Consider the following 19,706-nt stretch of genomic DNA (forward strand, 5'->3'; position numbering starts at 1 on the left):
TACCGAACACGAGTATCCCAACACGACTCTCTCAAGGAATTTACATGTCACGTTTGACTCGCAGTGCAGCTGTTATCACCCTCGGTGTCGCCACCCTGGCCAGCCTTCCCGCCGTGGCCGCCGAAGGGCTGAACTACAACCAGATTTCCCTGCGCGCCGAGGCCAGCCAGGAGGTTGCCCGCGACAAGATGATCGTCACCCTCTACACCGAATCGCAAAACAGCGACCCCGCCAAACTCGCTGCCGAAATCACCACGACCCTGAACACCGCCCTGGGCCAGGCCCGCGAAGTCAAGGGTGTGACCCTGCGCCAGGGCAGCCGCAACAGCTACCCGATCTACGACAGCAAGAACCAGAAGATCACCGGCTGGCGTGAGCGCGCCGAACTGCGCCTGGAAAGCGCGGACTTCCCGGCATTGTCCAAACTCACCGGCGAACTGCTCAACACATTGAAAATGGAAAACATGGACTTCGCCATCGCCGATGCCACGCGCAAGGCCAGCGAAGACGCCCTGCTCAAAGACGCCGTGGCAGCCTTCAAGGCCCGTGCGCAACTGGCCACCGATGCCCTGGGTGGCAAGGGCTACAAGATCGTCAACCTGAACTTCAATACCAACGGTTACCCGCAACCGTACGCCCGCAATGGCGGGATGATGATGAAAGCGGCGATGATGGATTCGGCACCGACACCGGAAGTCGAAGCCGGCACCAGCCAGGTCACCATGAGCGCGGACGGGGTCATCGAAGTGCTTCAATAACCAACGTTTTCCGACAGCAAGAACGGCGCGGCCTCAGGCTCGCGCCGTTTTTTTGGGCAAGGGGATACACCCGTTTCGTCATATCCAGCTGTACACCCGATGGAATCAAACCATCGGTTCTCGCGACACAGATACCGCCAAGGCTCGCAGGGAGCGCATTGCCGGCTTGTATTTCACTGACGAGAATCGAACCCCATGCAAGTCTCCCTGAACACGCCCCACCTTGCTCTTATCCCCCCAATTTCCAGGCCACCCACTGCGCAGGCCTCGGCTCAGCCTGCAGTAGCGCAAGCCCCAGCGTCGGTGCACCCCGATGAAACAGCACTACTTGCTGCCTATCTCGCCGCCGTTCAACGCAAGGTCCTCCAGCAAAAAGTCGGATTGGTCACCGTTTCACCTCAGACCACCCTGGGGCAATGGCTGCAAGACTATCGCAATCAATTGGAACACCCTGTCGTAAGCGGCTGGATGCGCGATCAAAACATCGACATCGCGAGCGTGTCGATCAACCCCGCAACCGGAGCCCTGTCCGCCGAAGTCGAGGGCGTCAGGAAAACCTTTCTGCCCCGCGATAATAGTGGCTGGGGCCAGGTTTCAGGCCCGCTGCTGGCCGCTGCGAAGGTTATATGCCCCGTCCCTGGCAGCAGCCTGCAGTTGACCGTTGACGGTGAAACCCTAAAAGTGAAAGTCAAGCTGATCGCCGAGTTCTACGGCAAATACCTGCCTAAAAACGGCACCGAAGCCAGGGCACAGATCAGGCGACTCGAGCACAACAAAGCCTTCGACCCGATCGCCCCCAACGACCCGCTGCGCCCGGCTGCCAGCCGCTCGGCACAGGCCCTGGGCGTGCATAAACAGCATGCCGCGCAGTACTACGCGAGCGCTCCCCAGGCTTTGGCTTTCAAGCGTTTGGCCGTTGATGTCGCCAATAACCTGCCCAATACACGGGCGCAAGCCAAGCTGTGGGCCGAAACGTTGATCTTCCAATTGACGGGCAAACAGGTGGATGCCGATACGATCTACCTGAACCGCTTCAAGACAGCGAACACCCCATTGAGCGCCGAGACAGCCACCGCCACAGGCTGGGAGCACCCAGGCGAAGAACCTTACTCATCGTTGCGCCTGCCGGATGCGCTGCTTGAAAACTTCTCCGAACACGACGGCGTGCCAGGCAGCCTGGATCAGGAGGCCGGTTTGTACCTGGCGGGCCCGGGGCAAAGTGCGAAGGGTGGATATGGCGCGCACAACCAATTTCCCCTGGCTCCCTCCGCACTCATGCACGCCAGTTGGAAGACCGACTTCCAGGCAGGGATGACGCAAAAGATCGACAACTTCTGGAGCGCCCACACCGGGGACTACGAGACGGCAATCAGAGGCGAGTTCGCCTACCAGGCCCGCAAACAGTTGAAGGCTGCGCAAACCTGGCCACCGGCTGAACGCACGCTGCAGGCGCCCGAACACCGTTTCACCCGGGAGGATTACCGCCTGGTAATGGGGGCCGTACCCAACCTGCCGAGTGATGAAAACGCACCGCTCAGCGTTGAACAGCTCAAGACGAAGGCTACCGCCAACGGCCGCGTTCAGGCACATGCGCTGAACATTCACGGGTTCATGTCCAGCGATATCCTGCGCTTCAGCGCCGACGGCGGTCGACAAGTCCTCTACATACCAGGGGCGCAGCCCGCCTTCCTCAGATTCGACTCTCTGGAAAAGCTGAACCAATGGGTGACCGAGCAAACCAGGGATCCCAAAAAACGCGAGGCCTTGGTCGCTCACTTTCCGCTGATCTATCGCCAGGACCATGCGGCAGGTTTCGCCGAGAAGGCGGCGACAACGCTGATGCCCATACTCTGGTTCTCCCATGTGGGCGACAAGAAAGAAGGCCTGGACACAATCTTCGAGAAAATGGCGACCGGCACGTTGAAGGGCCCGGCCATCAACAATGGCCATTCACCGATTGAAGGGGATGTGTTTTCCACACTCGCCACCGCCGCTAAAGAACGCATGACGGGCGACGCTGATGTGATGATCAAATCCAACAGTGAGGTCAATCGCGATACCTGGCTCAACGACATTACGGTGGCTGCCAGCTTACTGGCCAAGCTCGCCCCCATCGCCGCACCGGTGGCCGCCCTTGCCGCCGTCACAGGCCTGGCCGAAGGCGTGCTGGGAACGGAAAAAGCCCTCTCCGGCGACACTGAAGCCGAGCGTAACGACGGCGCGTCCAAAGCCTTCGATGGCTTGCTGAATGTGTTGTTTTCGGTCGGGGCCAGCGGTTCTGTGGAGGACCCGTTCCTGCCGCCGGAAGATCAACCGATCGCTCCCGCCCCGGGCGAAGCCCCTGTGGTTGAAAGCCTGCAACCGCGAGTTCCGGTCAACCGTCTGCAACCCAGCCAAGCCGGTAACATCAGCGAACACGCGGTCGCGAACGGTGAGCAGCTCATCGAAAACGCCACGCGCAATGCCAAGGGTATCTACCAGGTAAAAGATCAGGTTTCAGGCTTGGACCACTGGTTTATCCGGTATACCGACACAACGGGCGTCGGCCGGGTGTATGAGGTCAGAGGCGACTTCAAGCTGAGTCATGATTATGTGCAGATCATCAACCGCGAGACAGGCAAGCCGGTAATGACCGTGCATGCCACGGCGGACGGCGAATGGGCTCGTGGTCTTGGCCCAGGCGGCAAGTGGCCGTGGAACAAACCCTCTGCACCACCGGGAAAAGAGGCCAAGCCCCTGTCGAAAGTCTCTGACGCGTTTGTTGATCTGGAAGGCCGAAAGCTTGAAGGCGCCGAGCAGATCGATGAATACCTGAAAATGGACGACAACATGGCTTACGAATACTCCATTCGTAACGTTGAGGAAAATGGCGTCATAAAATCCAAGATCGGTATTTCCTGGGACTTGGCTGAGGACGACTTTCAAATCTATGCGAGCGAGGCTGCCGGCCCGTCGGATTTCAGTTCAAGCGAGTATTCAGAACAGTTCACCAAAGACCTTGCGCGGTTCAATTACTCCGTGGTGGTCAAGAACGGCCTGACTGATACCCGCACGGTGCTTACGAGCACAGCGCAGGACGGCCTGGAAAATACCGCGGAAAAACTTCGCCAATTTGAAGCGCTGATTCCCAACCCGAAGTTGCGGGCGCGCATTTCCGAAGTGGCTCACCAAGGCTCACTGGCGCCGTCTACAAAGTACTTGAACGACGAGGCCACCGGTCTGTACAGCGGCTTTTACCTGGGTGGGAAAGACACCGAGATCATCATCGAATATGACGCCGTGACCCGCCAAGCCAAGGTCAATTTCGTGGGAAAGAGCACTATCAGCCAACCGGAAACTGAACGCTATAAAATTCCGGAGGTTGAAATCATCACCAAACGTACCCTCACGATCAGCGAAAGCAATGAGACCCAAGATGCCGCCAACGTCTACGTTATCGACAAAAAAGCGCCATCCAACATTGAGTTCACGCTTGTACTGAAGTGATCACCTAAACAGCCCCTATCTGACAAACGTCAACGGCGGTAACCTCGGTTGCGCCGTTTTCGTTTGGGCAGCTTATATATGCCTGCCATTTCAGGGGTCTTTATGCAAAGAATCGCCTTCAAACCGCTCCTCCTCGCCGCAGGCCTGCTGGCCTTTATGCCCATCGCCCAGGCGGCGAGCACCCTGGTTTACTGCTCCGAAGCCAGCCCCGCCGGTTTCGACCCCAGCCAATACACCAGCGGTACCGATTTCGATGCCTCTGCCGAAACCGTGTTCAACCGCCTCACGCAATTCAAGCGCGGCGGCACCGAAGTGGAACCCGGCCTGGCGACGAGTTGGGAGGTGTCCAAGGATGGCCTGACATATACCTTCCACCTGCGCGAGGGCGTCAAGTTCCACACCACCGATTTCTTCACGCCCACCCGCGACTTCAATGCGGACGATGTGTTGTTCACCTTCAATCGCCTGCTGGATGCCGAAAGCCCATTTCGCAAGGCGTATCCGTCAGAATCGCCCTACTTCACCGATATGGGCTTGAACACCACGATCAAGAGCGTCGAAAAACTCGACGAACACACCGTGCGTTTCAACCTGAACAACGTCGATGCAGCGCTCGTGCAGAACCTGGCCATGAGTTTCGCCTCGGTGCAATCGGCCGAGTACGCCGCCCAGCTATTAAAGGAAGGCACCGCCTCCGACATCAACCAGAAGCCGGTGGGCACTGGCCCGTTTGTATTCAAGCGCTATCAGAAAGACTCGCAGATCCGCTACGCGGCCAATAAGCAGTATTGGAAGCCCGAGGATGTGAAGCTCGACAACCTGATATTTGCCATCACCCCGGACGCCGCCGCACGCCTGCAGAAACTCAAGGCCGGCGAATGCCAAGTCAGCGGTTACCCGCGCCCCTCCGATATCGAAGTCATGAAGCAGGACCCCAACCTGCGCGTGCTGCAACAAGCCGGTTTCAACCTGGGGTTTCTCGCTTATAACGTGACCCACCCGCCATTGGACCAACTCAAAGTGCGTCAGGCCCTGGATATGGCTATCGACAAGCCAGCCATCATCAAGGCGGTGTACCAGAGCGCCGGACAATTGGCGCAGAACGCCTTGCCTCCAGCGCAGTGGTCTTATGACCCGACCATCAAGGACGCCCCCTACGATCCGACCAAGGCTCGGGCGCTACTAAAAGAAGCAGGGGTTGCACCGGGTACCACCATCAATCTGTGGGCAATGACCGTCCAGCGCGCCTCCAACCCGAACGCGCGGATGTCCGCCCAGATGATCCAGCAGGATTGGGAAAAAATCGGCATCAAAGCCAATATCGTCAGCTATGAGTGGGGCGAATACATCAAGCGCGCCAAAAACGGCGAACACGACGCGATGATTTATGGCTGGACCGGCGACAACGGCGACCCGGATAACTGGCTTGGAGTGCTCTACAGTTGTGCCGCCGTCAAGGGCAGTAACTACGCCAAATGGTGTAACCCTGCCTACGACAAACTCGTGCAGCAGGCCAAGGTCAGCAACGACCGTGAGCAGCGTATAAAGTGGTATCAACAGGCTCAAAAAATTCTTAAGGAACAAGTACCTATAACGCCTATTGCAAACTCGACGGTTTTCCAACCGCTGCGCAAGGAGGTGCGGGACTTCAAGATCAGCCCCTTTGGCCTCACGCCTTTCTATGGTGTCAGCCTGGACAAGTAACAGCTGCGCCCCAACCAAGTGCGCCAGACGCCTTGGTTGGGCATTTTTGGTGCGCACCCTGCACCGAAAAAACCCTCTGAATGTACGCAATTATGTAGAAACTTTCAGATTTGCGACATTCCTGTACGTTCGTACCACACTTTCAGTCTCGCAACGGTTCTGCATCTTGCATTGGGTATGGCCCCTGCATAAGTATCCGCAGGCCGACTCACGAGGTCGCCCTCACCACCAAAAATGACAACAAATCATGAGGCCAACATGCTTAAACACGCAGTCATTCCGTTAATTGTGAGCGCTGGCCTTATGGCCGCAGCCCCTTTCGCCCAAGCGGCGACTAACCTGGTGTTCTGCTCCGAAGGCAGCCCCGCAGGTTTTGACCCGGGCCAGTACACCACCGGAACAGACTTCGATGCCTCGGCCGAAACCATGTTCAACCGTCTGTCCCAGTTCGAACGCGGCGGCACCGCTGTGATTCCTGGGTTGGCCACCAGCTGGGACGTGTCCCCGGATGGCCTGACGTACACCTTCCACCTGCGCGACGGCGTGAAGTTCCATACCACTTCGTACTTCAAACCTACTCGTACCTTCAATGCCGATGACGTGCTCTTCACGTTCAACCGCATGATCAACAAGGACGATCCGTTCCGCAAAGCCTACCCCACCGAGTTCCCGTACTTCACGGACATGGGGATGGACACCAACATCAAGAACATCGAGAAAGTCGATGACCACACCGTCAAGTTCACCCTTGGCACCGTGGACGCCGCCTTCATCCAGAACCTGGCAATGAGCTTCGCGTCGATCCAGTCCGCCGAATACGCCGCGCAGCTGTTGAAGGAAGGCAAGGCCGCCGACATCAACCAGAAGCCGATCGGCACTGGCCCGTTCGTGTTCAAGAGCTACCAGAAAGACTCCAACATCCGCTACACCGGCAACAAGGACTACTGGAAACCGGAAGACGTGAAGATCGACAACCTGATCTTCGCCATTACCACCGACCCGTCGGTGCGTATCCAGAAACTCAAGAAAAACGAGTGCCAGGTCACCCTGTTCCCGCGTCCGGCCGACCTCAAGGCGCTGGGCGAGGACAAGGATCTGAAACTGCCGCACCAGGCCGGTTTCAACCTGGGTTACATCGCTTATAACGTGATGCCGGTCCTCAAGGGCCAGACCGCTCCCAACCCGCTGTCCGACCTGCGTGTACGCGAAGCGCTGGACATGTCGGTGAACAAGCAGCAGATCATCGACTCCGTGTACCAGGGCGCGGGCCAACTGGCCGTCAACGCCATGCCACCGACCCAGTGGTCCTACGACACCACGATCAAGGACGCGAAGTACGATCCTGCCAAAGCCAAGGAACTGCTCAAGGAAGCCGGCGTTAAAGAAGGCACCGAGATCACCCTGTGGGCCATGCCGGTTCAACGTCCGTACAACCCGAACGCCAAGCTGATGGCCGAGATGCTGCAGAACGACTGGAAACAGATCGGCCTGAAGGTCAACATCGTCAGCTACGAGTGGGGCGAGTACATCAAGCGCTCCAAAGGCGGCGAGAACCAGGCCATGATCATTGGCTGGAGCGGCGACAATGGTGACCCGGACAACTGGTTGAACGTACTGTTCGGCTGCGACTCGCTGAACGGCAACAACTTCTCCAAATGGTGCGACAAAAAATTCGACGGCATCGTGAAAGAAGCCAAGGCCACATCGGACGTCGCCAAACGCACCGAGCTGTACAAGCAGGCGCAACATATCCTCAAAGATGCAGTCCCGATGACACCTATCGCGCACTCGACGGTGTATCAACCCATGCGCAACAACGTGCAGGACTTCAAGATCAGCCCATTTGGCTTGAACTCCTTCTACGGCGTCAGCGTAAGCGGCAAGTAAGGATCTATGACGGCGACGCTTCACGGCGTCGCCGTTATTGCATCCACCGAGACACTAGGAAACAGACCACAGCGAACTCATTGCCGTCCTACAGCAATGAACTGCGATCCGTGGCTCCGTTACCTACAAGGTCAGTCAGATTTGACGCATTTACTGCAGGATCCACGACCCATAACGTCGTAGGACCGCAGCAGCTTCATTCTGAGAAAGGCACTTGCTGCGTGTGGGATCAGTGAGGTTTCCCTTAGTCCCGGGAAATGGCTCGCTGGTTGATAACTACAAACAAGGATCGGGATCGTCATGCGCCATACCACCGTTCTATCCGCAATTTTTGGCACCAGCCTGCTGGCTGTGGCCACATTGGGCCAAGCCGCCGACAAGAAGAGCCTGGTGTTCTGCTCTGAAGGCAGCCCGGCAGGGTTTGACACCGCGCAATACACCACCGCCACCGACAACGATGCGGCCGAGCCGTTGTACAACCGCCTGGTTGAGTTCGAAAAGGGTGCAACCAATGTGGTGCCTGGGCTGGCAACCAAGTGGGATATTTCGCCAGACGGCCTGACCTACACCTTTCACCTGCGCGAAGGGGTGAAGTTCCACAGCAACAAGGAGTTCAAGCCGACGCGCGACTTCAACGCCGACGACGTGCTGTTCACCTTCAACCGCATGCTTGACCCCGACCATCCCTTTCGCAAGGCCTACCCCACCGAGTTCCCGTACTTCAACGGGATGAGCCTGAACAAGAACATTGCCAAGGTCGAGAAAACCGACCCGCATACCGTGGTGATGACCCTGAACACGGTCGACGCCGCATTCGTGCAGAACATCGCCATGAGCTTTGCCGCGATCCTTTCGGCCGAATACGCCGAGCAGTTGCTCAAGGAAGGCAAGCCCAGCGATATCAATCAGAAGCCGATCGGTACCGGCCCGTTTGTGTTCCAGCGCTACCAGAAGGATTCACAGATCCGTTATGTGGCGAACAAACAGTATTGGGACCCGAGCCGAGTCAAGCTCGACCAACTGATCTTTGCCATCAACACCGACGCCTCGGTACGCGTGCAAAAACTCAAGGCCGGCGAATGCCAGGTGACCCTGCACCCGCGCCCGGCCGATGTCGACGCGCTCAAGGCTGACCCGAAACTGCAACTGCTGACCAAGCCCGGCTTCAACCTCGGCTACATCGCCTACAACGTGCGTCACAAACCTTTCGACCAGCTCGAAGTGCGCCAGGCGCTGGACATGGCCGTGAACAAGCAAAGCATCCTGAACGCGGTGTACCAGGGTGCCGGGCAACTGGCCGTCAACGCGATGCCGCCGACTCAGTGGTCCTACGACGACTCGATCAAGGACGCCGCCTACAACTCGGAAAAAGCCAAGGAATTGCTCAAGGCTGCCGGCGTGAAGGAAGGCACCGAGATCACCCTGTGGGCCATGCCGGTACAACGGCCGTACAACCCCAATGCCAAGCTGATGGCCGAGATGCTGCAAAGCGACTGGGCCAAGATCGGCCTCAAGGTCAAGATCGTCAGCTACGAGTGGGGCGAGTACATCAAGCGCACCAAGAACGGTGAGCACGATATCAGCCTGATCGGTTGGACCGGCGACAACGGTGACCCGGACAACTGGCTGGGCACCCTCTACAGCTGCGACGCCATCGGCGGGAACAACTACTCCATGTGGTGTGACCCGGCGTACGACAAGCTGATCAAGCAAGCCAAGGTCGTCACCGACCGTGAACAACGGACTGTTCTGTACAAACAGGCGCAGCAACTGCTTAAAGCGCAGGTGCCGATCACGCCAGTCGCCCACTCGACGGTCAACCAGCCGTTAAGCGCCAAAGTCGAAGGCTTCAAGGTAAGCCCCTTCGGCCGCAACGTGTTCTCGGGCGTCAGTCTCAACCCATAAAAATAAATAACCGGATTGCGCAGAGCGGGAACGGCTCTGCTGCAAACGCGCAGCCTTTTGTTGGGATTTTTCCTACGCCAAACGTTTGCAAAAGCTTGAACGAGTTACACACCAATAGCCGGTTCACCTAAAAAGACCGGCATAAAAAGAGAACCAAAGGAGCTTCACCCATGAAATTGAGCAGCAAAGCGCTTCTGGCCCTGGCCATCAGCAGCATCACGGCAACCGCCTTCGCTGAAACCCAGAGCCAGGACTTCGTTCCAACCACATTGGCCGGCACCAGCGCCCAAAGCGAGGCCAAGGGCTTTATCGATGGAGCAAGCCTGGGCGGTACCACCCGGAACTGGTTTTCCAACGAAAACAAATTCCGTGGCGGTAAATTCTCCTATGAGAAACATGGTGAAACCCGCACTGACGCCTACCGCACCAACTGGGTACAGGGCACCATTCTCAACGGTACTTCGGGCTTCACCCAGGGCACCATCGGCGTGAGCACCGAAGTTGCCGTCTACAACGCTCTGGTTCTGGATCGCAGCAAGCGCGATATCAAGGGTGGTTCCAACCGCACGCTGGCCGACTCCAACGGCGACGCCGTTGACCAGTGGAGCAAACTGGGCCTGGCCAACGTCAAGTTCCGTGCTTCGAACACCACACTGACCGCCGGTCGCCAGAACTTCAGCAGCGGAATCGTCGACACCATCGGCAACCGTGCGCTGCCTTCGAGCTTTGAAGGTATTTCGATCGACAGCCAGGAATTCAGCAACCTGTCGTTCCAAGGCGGTGTTTTCGATCGCGTGTCGCCACGTACCGAACAGAGCCTGTCGAAGTTCCGTTCCGAGTACGGTAACGGCCAGACCACCGACAAGGTGAAAACCCTGGGCTTCAACTACCAGCCGTTCAAGAGCCTGAAAACCAGCGTATTCGCGGCTAACGTCGAGGACTTCTGGAACCAGTACTATGTCGGCGCCACTCACGAGCTGGGCGACAGCAGCGTCCTGGGCCTGACCACCGGCCTGAACTACTATAAAACCACCGATACCGGCAGCAAGAAGATGGGCAAGATCGACAACGACACCTACTCGTTGTCTCTGGGCCTGACTCACCAAGCCCACAGCCTGACCTTCGCCTACCAGGCCATCAACGGTGACGAATACTTCGACTACCTGCACGAAACCAACGGCATCTACCTGGCCAACTCCCTGACGTCCGACTTCAACGGACCGAACGAGAAGTCCTTCCAGATCGCCTATGGCCTCAACATGGCTGAATACGGCGTGCCGGGCCTGAAGTTCAACGTCTACTCGGCTCGCGGCTGGGGCATCGACGGTACTCACTACACCGGCACCGCTTACGGTGAATCGGGCGTACGTCGCAGCGACCTGCGCCTGATGGACGGCGAAACCCACCAGGAATATGGCGTGGGCGCTTCCTACGCGATCCAGAGCGGCTCACTCAAGGCAACCACCATTCGTGGCACCTACGTGACCCACCGCGCCAGTGAAAACCAGGCTGACGGCAACATCCGTGAATTCCGCCTGGTTACCACCATCCCGTTCAATATTCTTTAATTAGCGCCAGGTACACGGCGGGCTCAGGACGAGCCTGCCGTCTACGCTTGTCTGGCTCCATCGATTGCAGAGGGTTCTGAATGAAAATGCTCCCGTTACAAGCCGCCATGGCCGCCGCGCTGCTGAGCGTGGCGATCGGCGTTTCGGCCAAACCGCTGGTGGTCTGCACCGAAGCCAGCCCGGAAGGTTTTGACCCGGTGTTGTACACCACCGCCGTAACCCTCGACGCCGCTGCGGAAACTATGTTCAACCGCCTGGTGGACTTCAAGCCCGGCACCACCGAAGTGGTTCCTGCACTGGCCAAGGCCCTGCCGGAAATCAGTGCCGATGGCCTGACCTACACCTTTCACCTGCGTGACGACGTCAAGTTCCACACCACCGACTATTTCAAACCCACGCGCAACCTGAACGCCGACGACGTACTTTGGAGCTTCCAGCGCCAGCTGGACCCGAATCATCCTTGGCACAACAAGTCCGCTGTGGGCTACCCATACTTCGAAAGCATGGGCTTCAAGGAACTGCTCAAGAGCGTAGAGAAGACCGACGACCACACCGTTGTCTTTACCCTGACCCGTCCTGAGGCACCGTTCCTGTCCGACCTGGCCATGGGGTTTTCCTCGATTCACTCCGCCGAATATGCCGACCAGTTGCTCAAGTCCGGCAAGACCGATGACCTGAACGCCAAGCCGATCGGCACCGGGCCGTTCATCTTCACGCGCTATGCCAAAGACGCCCAGGTGCGCTTCAAGGCCAACCCGGAGTACTTCCGTGGCAAGCCACCGGCCGATCCGCTGATTCTGGCAATCACCACCGACAACAACGTGCGCCTGCAGAAACTCAAGGCCAACGAATGCCAGGTCGCGCTGTATCCCAAGCCCGATGATATTCCGAGCATCAAGAAAGACCCGAACCTGAAAGTCGATGAACTGGCGGCGATGACCACCGCGTATACCGCCATGAACACCACGCACAAGTACATGAGCGATGCGCGGGTGCGCCACGCGATCAACATCGCGTTCGACAAGAAAGGCTACAACGAATCGCTGTACGGCAAAGGCAATGCCGTCGACGCCACCGGCCCGTATCCGCCGACCTTGCTGGGTTTCAACGATAAGTTGAAGAACCCGCCACGCGACCTGGACAAGGCCCGCGCCCTGCTCAAGGAAGCCGGCGTGCCGGAAGGTACCGAGTTCACCCTGTTCACCCGTAACGGCGGCGGCCCGACCAACCCTAACCCGCTGCTCGGCGCCCAGCGCATGCAAGCGGACCTGGCCCAGATCGGCCTGAAGGTCAATATCAAGGTCATGGAATGGGGCGAAATGCTCAAGCGCGCCAAAGCCGGCGAGCACGACATGGTGTCGGCCGGCTGGGCGGGGGATAACGGGGACCCGGATAACTTCCTCACCCCGAACCTGAGTTGCGACGCGGCAAAAAACGGCGAAAACTACGCGCGTTGGTGTAACAAAGAGTTCCAGGACTTGATCGACAAGGCCCGCGCCAATGCTGAACCGACCCAGCGCGCGGCACTCTATGAACAAGCACTGGACGTTTTCGGCAATGACCAACCGTGGATCCCCATGGCCTATCCGAAAATGTTCACCGCCATGCGCAAGAACGTCGAGGGTTATACCCAAAGCCCTCTGACGACCAATAACTTCGCCACTACCCAGGTGAAGTAATAAGAAAAACGCTCGGTGCCGTCGACATCGACGGCGCCGGACCTGCCTAACCGGCTGATTGAGGTACACACCAAGATGTTTAGTTTTATTGCCCGCCGACTGGGGTTATTGATCCCCACGTTTTTCGGCATCACGTTGCTGACATTTGCGTTGATTCGCATGATCCCTGGCGACCCCGTCGAAGTGATGATGGGCGAGCGGCGCGTCGACCCCGAGATGCATGCACAGGCAATGGAACGCCTCGGTCTTAACAAACCGTTGTATGCGCAATATTTTGACTATGTGGGCAAGCTTGCCCATGGCGACCTTGGCGAATCGCTGCGCACTCGCACCAGCGTGTGGACCGAGTTCACCTCCCTTTTCCCGGCGACCCTGGAACTGTCCATGGCCGCCCTGCTGTTCGCCGGTGTCCTGGGCCTGTTGGCCGGGGTGATCGCGGCCTTGAAGCGAGGATCCCTGTTCGACCATGGGGTGATGGGCATCTCCCTGGCGGGATATTCGATGCCGATCTTCTGGTGGGGCCTGATCCTGATCATGTTTTTCTCGGTCAGCCTGGGCTGGACCCCGGTTTCCGGGCGTATCGACCTGCTCTACGATATCGAGCCGCGCACCGGCTTCATGCTGATCGACACCCTGCTGGCTGACGAGCCGGACGCCTTCTTCGACGCGCTGCACCACCTGATCCTTCCAGCCATCGTGCTCGGCACCATCCCGCTGGCGGTCATCGCGCGGATGACCCGCTCCTCCATGCTCGAAGTCTTGCGCGAGGACTATATTCGCACTGCCAAGGCCAAGGGCCTGTCGCCAACACGCGTGGTCTTCGTGCACGGCCTGCGCAACGCGCTGATCCCGGTATTGACCGTGGTCGGCCTGCAAGTGGGCACGCTGCTGGCCGGTGCGGTATTGACCGAAACCATCTTCTCGTGGCCCGGCATCGGCAAATGGCTGATCGAAGCCATTGGCGCACGGGACTACCCGGTGGTGCAAAACGGCATCCTGTTGATCGCCTGTCTGGTGATCCTGGTGAACTTCGTGGTGGATATCCTCTACGGCTTCGCCAACCCACGCATCCGTCACCAGCGCTGAGATCATGACCATGACCACACCTACTCAAGTGTCAGCAGTCGATCAAAGCCTGCTGTACCCATCGCCGTACAAAGAATTCTGGCAAGCCTTCTCCAAGAACAAAGGCGCGGTTGCCGGCCTGCTGTTCATGTTGCTGATCGTGTTCTGCGCGATCTTCGCGCCGTGGGTGGCGCCGCATAACCCGAGCGAGCAATACCGCGACTTCCTGCTGACCCCGCCGGCCTGGCTGGAAGGCGGCCAGATGCAGTTCCTGCTCGGCACCGACGAACTGGGCCGTGACTTGCTCTCGCGCCTGATCCAGGGCTCGCGCCTGTCGCTGCTGATCGGCTTGTCGTCGGTGGTGATGTCGCTGATCCCGGGCATCCTGCTGGGTCTGTTCGCCGGGTTCTTCCCGCGCGTGCTCGGCCCGACCATCATGCGTCTGATGGACATCATGCTGGCCCTGCCATCGCTGCTGCTGGCCGTTGCCATTGTCGCGATCCTCGGCCCTGGCCTGATCAACACCGTGATCGCTATCGCCATCGTGTCGCTGCCGTCCTACGTGCGCCTGACCCGCGCAGCGGTGATGGGCGAACTGAACCGCGACTACGTGACCGCCGCCCGCCTGGCCGGTGCCGGCCTGCCACGCCTGATGTTCATCACGGTGCTGCCTAACTGCATGGCGCCGCTGATCGTACAGGCCACGCTGAGTTTCTCCTCCGCGATCCTCGATGCCGCAGCCCTGGGCTTCCTCGGCCTTGGCGTACAACCGCCAACTCCGGAGTGGGGCACCATGCTGGCCTCGGCGCGCGACTACATCGAACGTGCCTGGTGGGTCGTGAGCCTGCCGGGTTTGACCATTTTGCTCAGCGTGCTGGCAATCAACTTGATGGGCGACGGCCTGCGCGATGCGCTGGACCCGAAACTCAAGAACGCCGCCTGAGGAGATTCCCATGTCACTGTTAGAAATCAAGAATCTCAACGTCCGCTTCGGCGACAAGACCGCCGTACCGGTGGTCGATGGCCTCGACCTCAAGGTCGACAAAGGCGAAGTACTGGCGATCGTTGGCGAGTCGGGCTCGGGTAAATCCGTGACCATGATGGCGCTGATGGGGCTGATCGAGCACCCGGGCATCGTGACCGCCGACGCGCTGACCTTTGACGGCAAGGACATGCTCAAGCTGAGCAACCGTCAGCGTCGCCAGATCGTCGGCAAGGACCTGGCCATGGTCTTCCAGGACCCGATGACCGCGCTGAACCCCAGCTACACCGTGGGTTTCCAGATTGAAGAAGTGTTGCGCCTGCACCTGAAGATGTCCGGCAAGCAAGCGCGCAAACGGGCTATCGAGTTGCTGCAAAAAGTGGAAATTCCAGGCGCCGCCAGCCGCATGGATGCCTACCCGCACCAACTGTCCGGCGGTATGAGCCAGCGTGTGGCAATCGCCATGGCGATCGCCGGCGAACCCAAGCTGCTGATCGCCGACGAACCGACCACCGCACTGGACGTGACTATCCAGGCGCAGATCATGGACCTGCTGCTGGCCCTGCAAAAAGAGCAGAACATGGGCCTGGTGCTGATCACCCACGACTTGGCGGTGGTGGCTGAAACCGCCCAGCGCGTGTGCGTGATGTACGCCGGCCAAGCGGTCGAAGTCGGCCAGGTGCCGCAGTTGTTCGATATTCCGGCGCATCCCTACAGCGAAGCGCTGCTCAAGGCGATCCCCGAGCACAGCCTCGGCGCCACGCGCCTGGCCACGCTGCCGGGTATCGTGCCCGGCCGCTATGACCGCCCGCAGGGTTGCCTGCTGTCGCCGCGCTGCCCGTACGTGCAGGACTCCTGCCGTGCCCAGCGCCCAGGCCTTGACCCGAAAAGCCACAGCCTCGCCCGCTGCTTCTACCCGCTGAACCAGGAGGTGGCGTAATGGCCGTCGTTCTTACTGCCCGCGACCTGACCCGTCACTACGAAGTGTCCCGCGGCCTGTTCAAGGGCCACGCTACAGTGCGCGCCCTCAATGGCGTGTCCTTCGAGCTGGAAGCCGGCAAGACCCTCGCCGTGGTAGGCGAGTCGGGTTGCGGCAAATCCACCCTGGCGCGTGCGCTGACACTGATTGAAGAGCCGTCTTCAGGCTCGCTGAAAATCGCCGGCCAGGAAGTGGCGGGCGCCGACAAGGCCCAGCGCAAGCAACTGCGCAAAGACGTGCAGATGGTCTTCCAGAGCCCGTACGCCTCGTTGAACCCTCGCCAGAAAGTCGGCGATCAACTGGCCGAGCCATTGCTGATCAACACCAACCTGTCGGCCGCCGAGCGCCGTGAGAAAGTGCAGGCGATGATGAAGCAAGTGGGCCTGCGCCCTGAGCATTATCAACGCTATCCGCACATGTTCTCCGGTGGCCAGCGCCAACGTATCGCCCTGGCCCGGGCAATGATGCTGCAACCCAAAGTGCTGGTGGCGGATGAACCGACTTCCGCACTGGACGTGTCGATCCAGGCGCAGGTGCTCAACCTGTTCATGGACCTGCAGCAGGAGTTCAACACCGCGTACGTGTTCATCTCCCACAACCTGGCGGTGGTGCAGCACGTCGCCGACGACGTGATGGTGATGTACCTCGGCCGCCCGGTGGAAGTGGGCCCCAAGGCCGACATCTACGCGCGCCCACTGCACCCCTACACCCAGGCGCTGCTGTCGGCCACCCCGACCATCCACCCGGACCCGAACAAGCCGAAGATCAAGATCGTCGGCGAGCTGCCCAACCCGCTGAACCCGCCGCCTGGCTGCGCCTTCCACAAGCGCTGCCCGTATGCGACCGCACGTTGCAGCAGCGAGGAACCGCAGTTGCGCGCCTTGGATAACCGCCAGGTGGCGTGCCACTACGCGGAGCAGTTCGTCGCCTGACCACGTAATAAAAATGCCCTGGGCGATTTGGCCCAGGGCATTGCAGGCGTTCTACCGCCCCGCCCGTCAGATTGCGCATCAGTCTGGCAGGTGGGGCTTTTTTTTCAGATCGACTCAGGTATCGCTGTCACCGTCGCTGTCGTCGCTGTCATCGGGCGGGGCTTGCTGGTCGTCGTCATCCTTGGAGCCGCCCTGGTCTTCATCACCGGGTTCCGATTCACTCTTGGCCAGCTGCAAACCGCCGGTTTGCACCGTATTGGCCGCCACAAACCCCGGGACCTGGCTCTGCACAGCCGTATTGGCCCATGCAGACGAAATGCCCAGGGACAACATCACCAGCACTTTTAGCATCAGCACTAAACGTTGAAAGATAGTCATGGTCGATTTCCGTCCAGTCAGTGAATCATGTGCGCCAGCGTTCGGCCGGCGCTGTGGATCAAGCTAGTTGCGCTACAGGGTTCAAGCCACTTGTGCCTCAGGTATCGCCGTCATCGTAGGTTCCACTGTCCTCGCCTTCGTTGTAAGGGTTTTCCGCATCTTCCTTAGGCGCGGGTTGGGCCTGGGGCTGCCAACCACCGGAGTTGACCTCCTTCTGCTTTTTCTTGCTCACCGCCCCGGTGTCCTTCCACTGGGGGGTGCCTGCATCCGCCAGGGCCCAGGTGGCGCACAGCCCCAAGGCGCCCAGCAGCACCAGTTGAATGGCACGTTGAGTTATACGCACGGGCGTCTCCTGATCCGTCGGTGAGAGAATGAAATAGTTGAAACGCTAGACCGGATGTGGGCTTCTCGCCAATTCGACCGCCGAGTGGAGATCAAGCCGCCATCCACATCGGCTTTTGCAGCGGCCATGAAAAAGGGCGAAGCCATCACAGCTTCGCCCTTTCTCTACCGCTCAGACCTTAATGGTGTTCGCGGGTCGCACGGAATTTCACGTCCGGCCAGCGCTCTTCCATCAGCGCCAGATTGACCCGGGTCGGGGCCAGGTAGGTCAGGTGACCGCCGCCGTCCATCGCCAGGTTTTCCACAGCCTTGTTGGAGAACTCTTCCAACTTCTTCTTATCGCTGCAATCGATCCAGCGCGCGGAGTACACGGTGATCGGCTCGTAGGAGCATTCGACCTTGTATTCCTCTTTCAAGCGGCTGGCCACCACATCGAACTGCAGCACACCGACAGCGCCGAGAATGATGTCGTTGCTGCGCTCGGGGAAGAACACCTGGGTCGCGCCTTCTTCCGCCAATTGCTGCAAACCTTGGCGCAACTGCTTGGATTTCAGCGGATCGCGCAGGCGTACGCGGCGGAACAGCTCCGGGGCGAAGTGCGGGATACCGGTGAAGCCCAGCGCTTCGCCTTCGGTGAAGGTGTCGCCGATCTGGATGGTGCCGTGGTTGTGCAGGCCAATGATGTCGCCGGCGTAGGCTTCTTCGAGCTGTTCACGCTCGGAGGAGAAGAACGTCAGGGCGTCGCCGATGCGTACGTCCTTGCCGGTGCGCACATGGCGCATCTTCATGCCTTTTTCGTATTTGCCGGAGCAGATACGCATGAAGGCGATACGGTCACGGTGCTTGGGGTCCATGTTCGCCTGGATCTTGAACACGAAGCCCGAGAACTTCTCTTCAACCGGCTCCACGGTGCGCTCGTTGGCCACACGCGGCAGCGGGCGCGGGGCCCAGTCCACCACGGCGTCGAGCACGTGGTCGACGCCGAAGTTGCCCAGGGCGGTGCCGAAGAATACCGGCGTCAGCTGGCCGTCGAGGAATTCCTGCTGGTTGAATTCGTGGCAGGCGCCCTGCACCAGTTCCAGCTGGTCGACGAAACGGTCGTACTCGTCGCCCAGATGAGCGCGGGCTTCGTCCGAATCCAGCTTCTCGATGATCTTGGTTTCGGTACGTTCGTGACCGTGGCCGGCGGTGTAGACAATGATGTAGTCGTCGGCCAGGTGGTACACGCCCTTGAAGTCGCGGTAGCAACCGATCGGCCAGGTGATCGGCGCGGCCTTGATCTTCAGGACGGCTTCGATTTCATCGAGCAGTTCGATGGGGTCGCGGATATCACGGTCGAGCTTGTTGATGAAGCTGACGATAGGCGTGTCACGCAGCCGGCAGACATCCATCAAGGCGATGGTCCGTGGCTCGACACCTTTACCGCCGTCGAGGACCATCAGCGCCGAGTCCACCGCCGTCAGGGTGCGGTAGGTATCTTCGGAGAAGTCTTCGTGGCCGGGGGTATCGAGCAGGTTGACCATGTGGTCGCGATACGGGAACTGCATGACCGACGTGGTAATGGAAATACCCCGTTGTTTTTCCATTTCCATCCAGTCGGAGGTGGCATGGCGGTCGGATTTGCGGGATTTCACCGTGCCGGCCACCGCGATTGCCTTGCCCATCAGCAGGAGCTTCTCGGTGATGGTGGTTTTACCGGCATCGGGGTGGGAAATAATGGCGAAAGTGCGGCGTTTCGCGACTTCGGCGGCCTGGTGGGTCATGGGAAATCGCCTGGCAGGTGAGTCAAAAAAGGGCGGCGAGTATAGCGCAAACCCCGTGGCCCGGACCACCGTTCACCCGATGAGGGGTGGCTAAATACTGCCAAGTATGGAACCTTTAAAAAGGTAGAGACGTCCATTCCCCTGTTATCGCACTCGTAACAGGGGCTGAAAAATCAGCAAGTTAGCCTGACGAGGCTGCGCTCATGGCTCGATCGCATACTGCGTTGACGGTATCGGCGAGCTGCTTTTCGCGAACGCATTCGAAGACAGCCAGCAAT

The 19,706-nt window shown here is 59.2% G+C and carries 14 protein-coding genes; 11 read left to right on the top strand and 3 right to left on the bottom strand.

Annotated features, from left to right (window positions below):
* The first annotated feature begins 44 nt into the window (after positions 1 to 44).
* The 11 genes from ACQRBV_RS04830 (at position 45) to ACQRBV_RS04880 (ending at position 16,945) form a co-directional block, all read left to right on the top strand.
* Complete coding sequence (locus ACQRBV_RS04830) at positions 45 to 758, top strand: SIMPL domain-containing protein (protein ID WP_060754904.1); 714 nt, start codon at positions 45 to 47, stop codon at positions 756 to 758.
* A gap of 195 nt (positions 759 to 953) precedes the next feature.
* Positions 954 to 4,244 (top strand): dermonecrotic toxin domain-containing protein, encoded by a 3,291-nt coding sequence (locus ACQRBV_RS04835; RefSeq protein ID WP_411985260.1) that lies wholly within the window; start codon positions 954 to 956, stop codon positions 4,242 to 4,244.
* Positions 4,245 to 4,346: 102 nt separating this feature from the next.
* Positions 4,347 to 5,948, top strand: coding sequence for an ABC transporter substrate-binding protein (locus tag ACQRBV_RS04840; RefSeq protein WP_060754902.1), 1,602 nt, complete (start codon positions 4,347 to 4,349; stop codon positions 5,946 to 5,948).
* A gap of 258 nt (positions 5,949 to 6,206) precedes the next feature.
* Entirely contained in the window at positions 6,207 to 7,835 is a 1,629-nt protein-coding gene (locus tag ACQRBV_RS04845) for an ABC transporter substrate-binding protein (protein ID WP_411985259.1), read from the top strand.
* 300 nt (positions 7,836 to 8,135) lie between these two features.
* Positions 8,136 to 9,740, top strand: coding sequence for an ABC transporter substrate-binding protein (locus tag ACQRBV_RS04850; protein WP_411985258.1), 1,605 nt, complete (start codon positions 8,136 to 8,138; stop codon positions 9,738 to 9,740).
* A 170-nt stretch (positions 9,741 to 9,910) separates the two neighbouring features.
* Complete coding sequence (locus ACQRBV_RS04855) at positions 9,911 to 11,308, top strand: OprD family outer membrane porin (RefSeq protein WP_060754899.1); 1,398 nt, start codon at positions 9,911 to 9,913, stop codon at positions 11,306 to 11,308.
* 80 nt (positions 11,309 to 11,388) lie between these two features.
* A complete protein-coding gene (locus tag ACQRBV_RS04860) occupies positions 11,389 to 12,987 on the top strand; it encodes an ABC transporter substrate-binding protein (protein ID WP_411985257.1) in 1,599 nt (532 codons plus the stop codon).
* A 75-nt stretch (positions 12,988 to 13,062) separates the two neighbouring features.
* Positions 13,063 to 14,073, top strand: coding sequence for an ABC transporter permease subunit (locus ACQRBV_RS04865; RefSeq protein WP_104995505.1), 1,011 nt, complete (start codon positions 13,063 to 13,065; stop codon positions 14,071 to 14,073).
* Between the two features lie 10 nt (positions 14,074 to 14,083).
* The gene (locus tag ACQRBV_RS04870; protein WP_060754896.1) at positions 14,084 to 14,995 is read left to right on the top strand and encodes an ABC transporter permease subunit; all 912 of its coding nucleotides are present in this window, start codon (positions 14,084 to 14,086) and stop codon (positions 14,993 to 14,995) included.
* 10 nt (positions 14,996 to 15,005) lie between these two features.
* A complete protein-coding gene (locus ACQRBV_RS04875; protein WP_060754895.1) occupies positions 15,006 to 15,974 on the top strand; it encodes an ABC transporter ATP-binding protein in 969 nt (322 codons plus the stop codon).
* Entirely contained in the window at positions 15,974 to 16,945 is a 972-nt protein-coding gene (locus tag ACQRBV_RS04880; RefSeq protein ID WP_090366801.1) for a peptide ABC transporter ATP-binding protein, read from the top strand. The genes ACQRBV_RS04875 and ACQRBV_RS04880 overlap by 1 nt, the downstream gene beginning before the upstream one ends.
* Before the next feature lie 114 nt (positions 16,946 to 17,059).
* Here ACQRBV_RS04880 and ACQRBV_RS04885 read toward each other — a convergent pair whose 3' ends face one another.
* The 3 genes from ACQRBV_RS04885 to ACQRBV_RS04895 form a co-directional block, all read right to left on the bottom strand.
* Positions 17,060 to 17,323, bottom strand: a complete 264-nt coding sequence (locus ACQRBV_RS04885; RefSeq protein ID WP_060754893.1) for a hypothetical protein — start codon at positions 17,321 to 17,323, stop codon at positions 17,060 to 17,062.
* A 97-nt stretch (positions 17,324 to 17,420) separates the two neighbouring features.
* The gene (locus ACQRBV_RS04890) at positions 17,421 to 17,666 is read right to left on the bottom strand and encodes a hypothetical protein (protein WP_060754892.1); all 246 of its coding nucleotides are present in this window, start codon (positions 17,664 to 17,666) and stop codon (positions 17,421 to 17,423) included.
* Between the two features lie 178 nt (positions 17,667 to 17,844).
* Complete coding sequence (locus tag ACQRBV_RS04895; RefSeq protein WP_060754891.1) at positions 17,845 to 19,428, bottom strand: peptide chain release factor 3; 1,584 nt, start codon at positions 19,426 to 19,428, stop codon at positions 17,845 to 17,847.
* Positions 19,429 to 19,706 lie beyond the last annotated feature (278 nt).

Origin of the sequence: Pseudomonas sp. R11F (genome assembly GCF_050312575.1) — a bacterium.
GTDB classification, from domain to species: domain Bacteria; phylum Pseudomonadota; class Gammaproteobacteria; order Pseudomonadales; family Pseudomonadaceae; genus Aquipseudomonas; species Aquipseudomonas palleroniana.

Excerpts from the sequence above, each read along its gene's own strand:
- ACQRBV_RS04860 (WP_411985257.1), top strand. The coding sequence starts at position 11,389 with ATGAAAATGCTCCCGTTACAAGCCGCCATGGCCGCCGCGCTGCTGAGC.
- ACQRBV_RS04845 (WP_411985259.1), top strand. The coding sequence starts at position 6,207 with ATGCTTAAACACGCAGTCATTCCGTTAATTGTGAGCGCTGGCCTTATG.
- ACQRBV_RS04835 (WP_411985260.1), top strand. The coding sequence starts at position 954 with ATGCAAGTCTCCCTGAACACGCCCCACCTTGCTCTTATCCCCCCAATT.
- ACQRBV_RS04885 (WP_060754893.1), bottom strand. The coding sequence starts at position 17,323 with ATGACTATCTTTCAACGTTTAGTGCTGATGCTAAAAGTGCTGGTGATG.
- ACQRBV_RS04840 (WP_060754902.1), top strand. The coding sequence starts at position 4,347 with ATGCAAAGAATCGCCTTCAAACCGCTCCTCCTCGCCGCAGGCCTGCTG.
- ACQRBV_RS04855 (WP_060754899.1), top strand. The coding sequence starts at position 9,911 with ATGAAATTGAGCAGCAAAGCGCTTCTGGCCCTGGCCATCAGCAGCATC.
- ACQRBV_RS04850 (WP_411985258.1), top strand. The coding sequence starts at position 8,136 with ATGCGCCATACCACCGTTCTATCCGCAATTTTTGGCACCAGCCTGCTG.
- ACQRBV_RS04875 (WP_060754895.1), top strand. The coding sequence starts at position 15,006 with ATGTCACTGTTAGAAATCAAGAATCTCAACGTCCGCTTCGGCGACAAG.
- ACQRBV_RS04870 (WP_060754896.1), top strand. The coding sequence starts at position 14,084 with ATGACCACACCTACTCAAGTGTCAGCAGTCGATCAAAGCCTGCTGTAC.
- ACQRBV_RS04880 (WP_090366801.1), top strand. The coding sequence starts at position 15,974 with ATGGCCGTCGTTCTTACTGCCCGCGACCTGACCCGTCACTACGAAGTG.
- ACQRBV_RS04830 (WP_060754904.1), top strand. The coding sequence starts at position 45 with ATGTCACGTTTGACTCGCAGTGCAGCTGTTATCACCCTCGGTGTCGCC.
- ACQRBV_RS04865 (WP_104995505.1), top strand. The coding sequence starts at position 13,063 with ATGTTTAGTTTTATTGCCCGCCGACTGGGGTTATTGATCCCCACGTTT.
- ACQRBV_RS04895 (WP_060754891.1), bottom strand. The coding sequence starts at position 19,428 with ATGACCCACCAGGCCGCCGAAGTCGCGAAACGCCGCACTTTCGCCATT.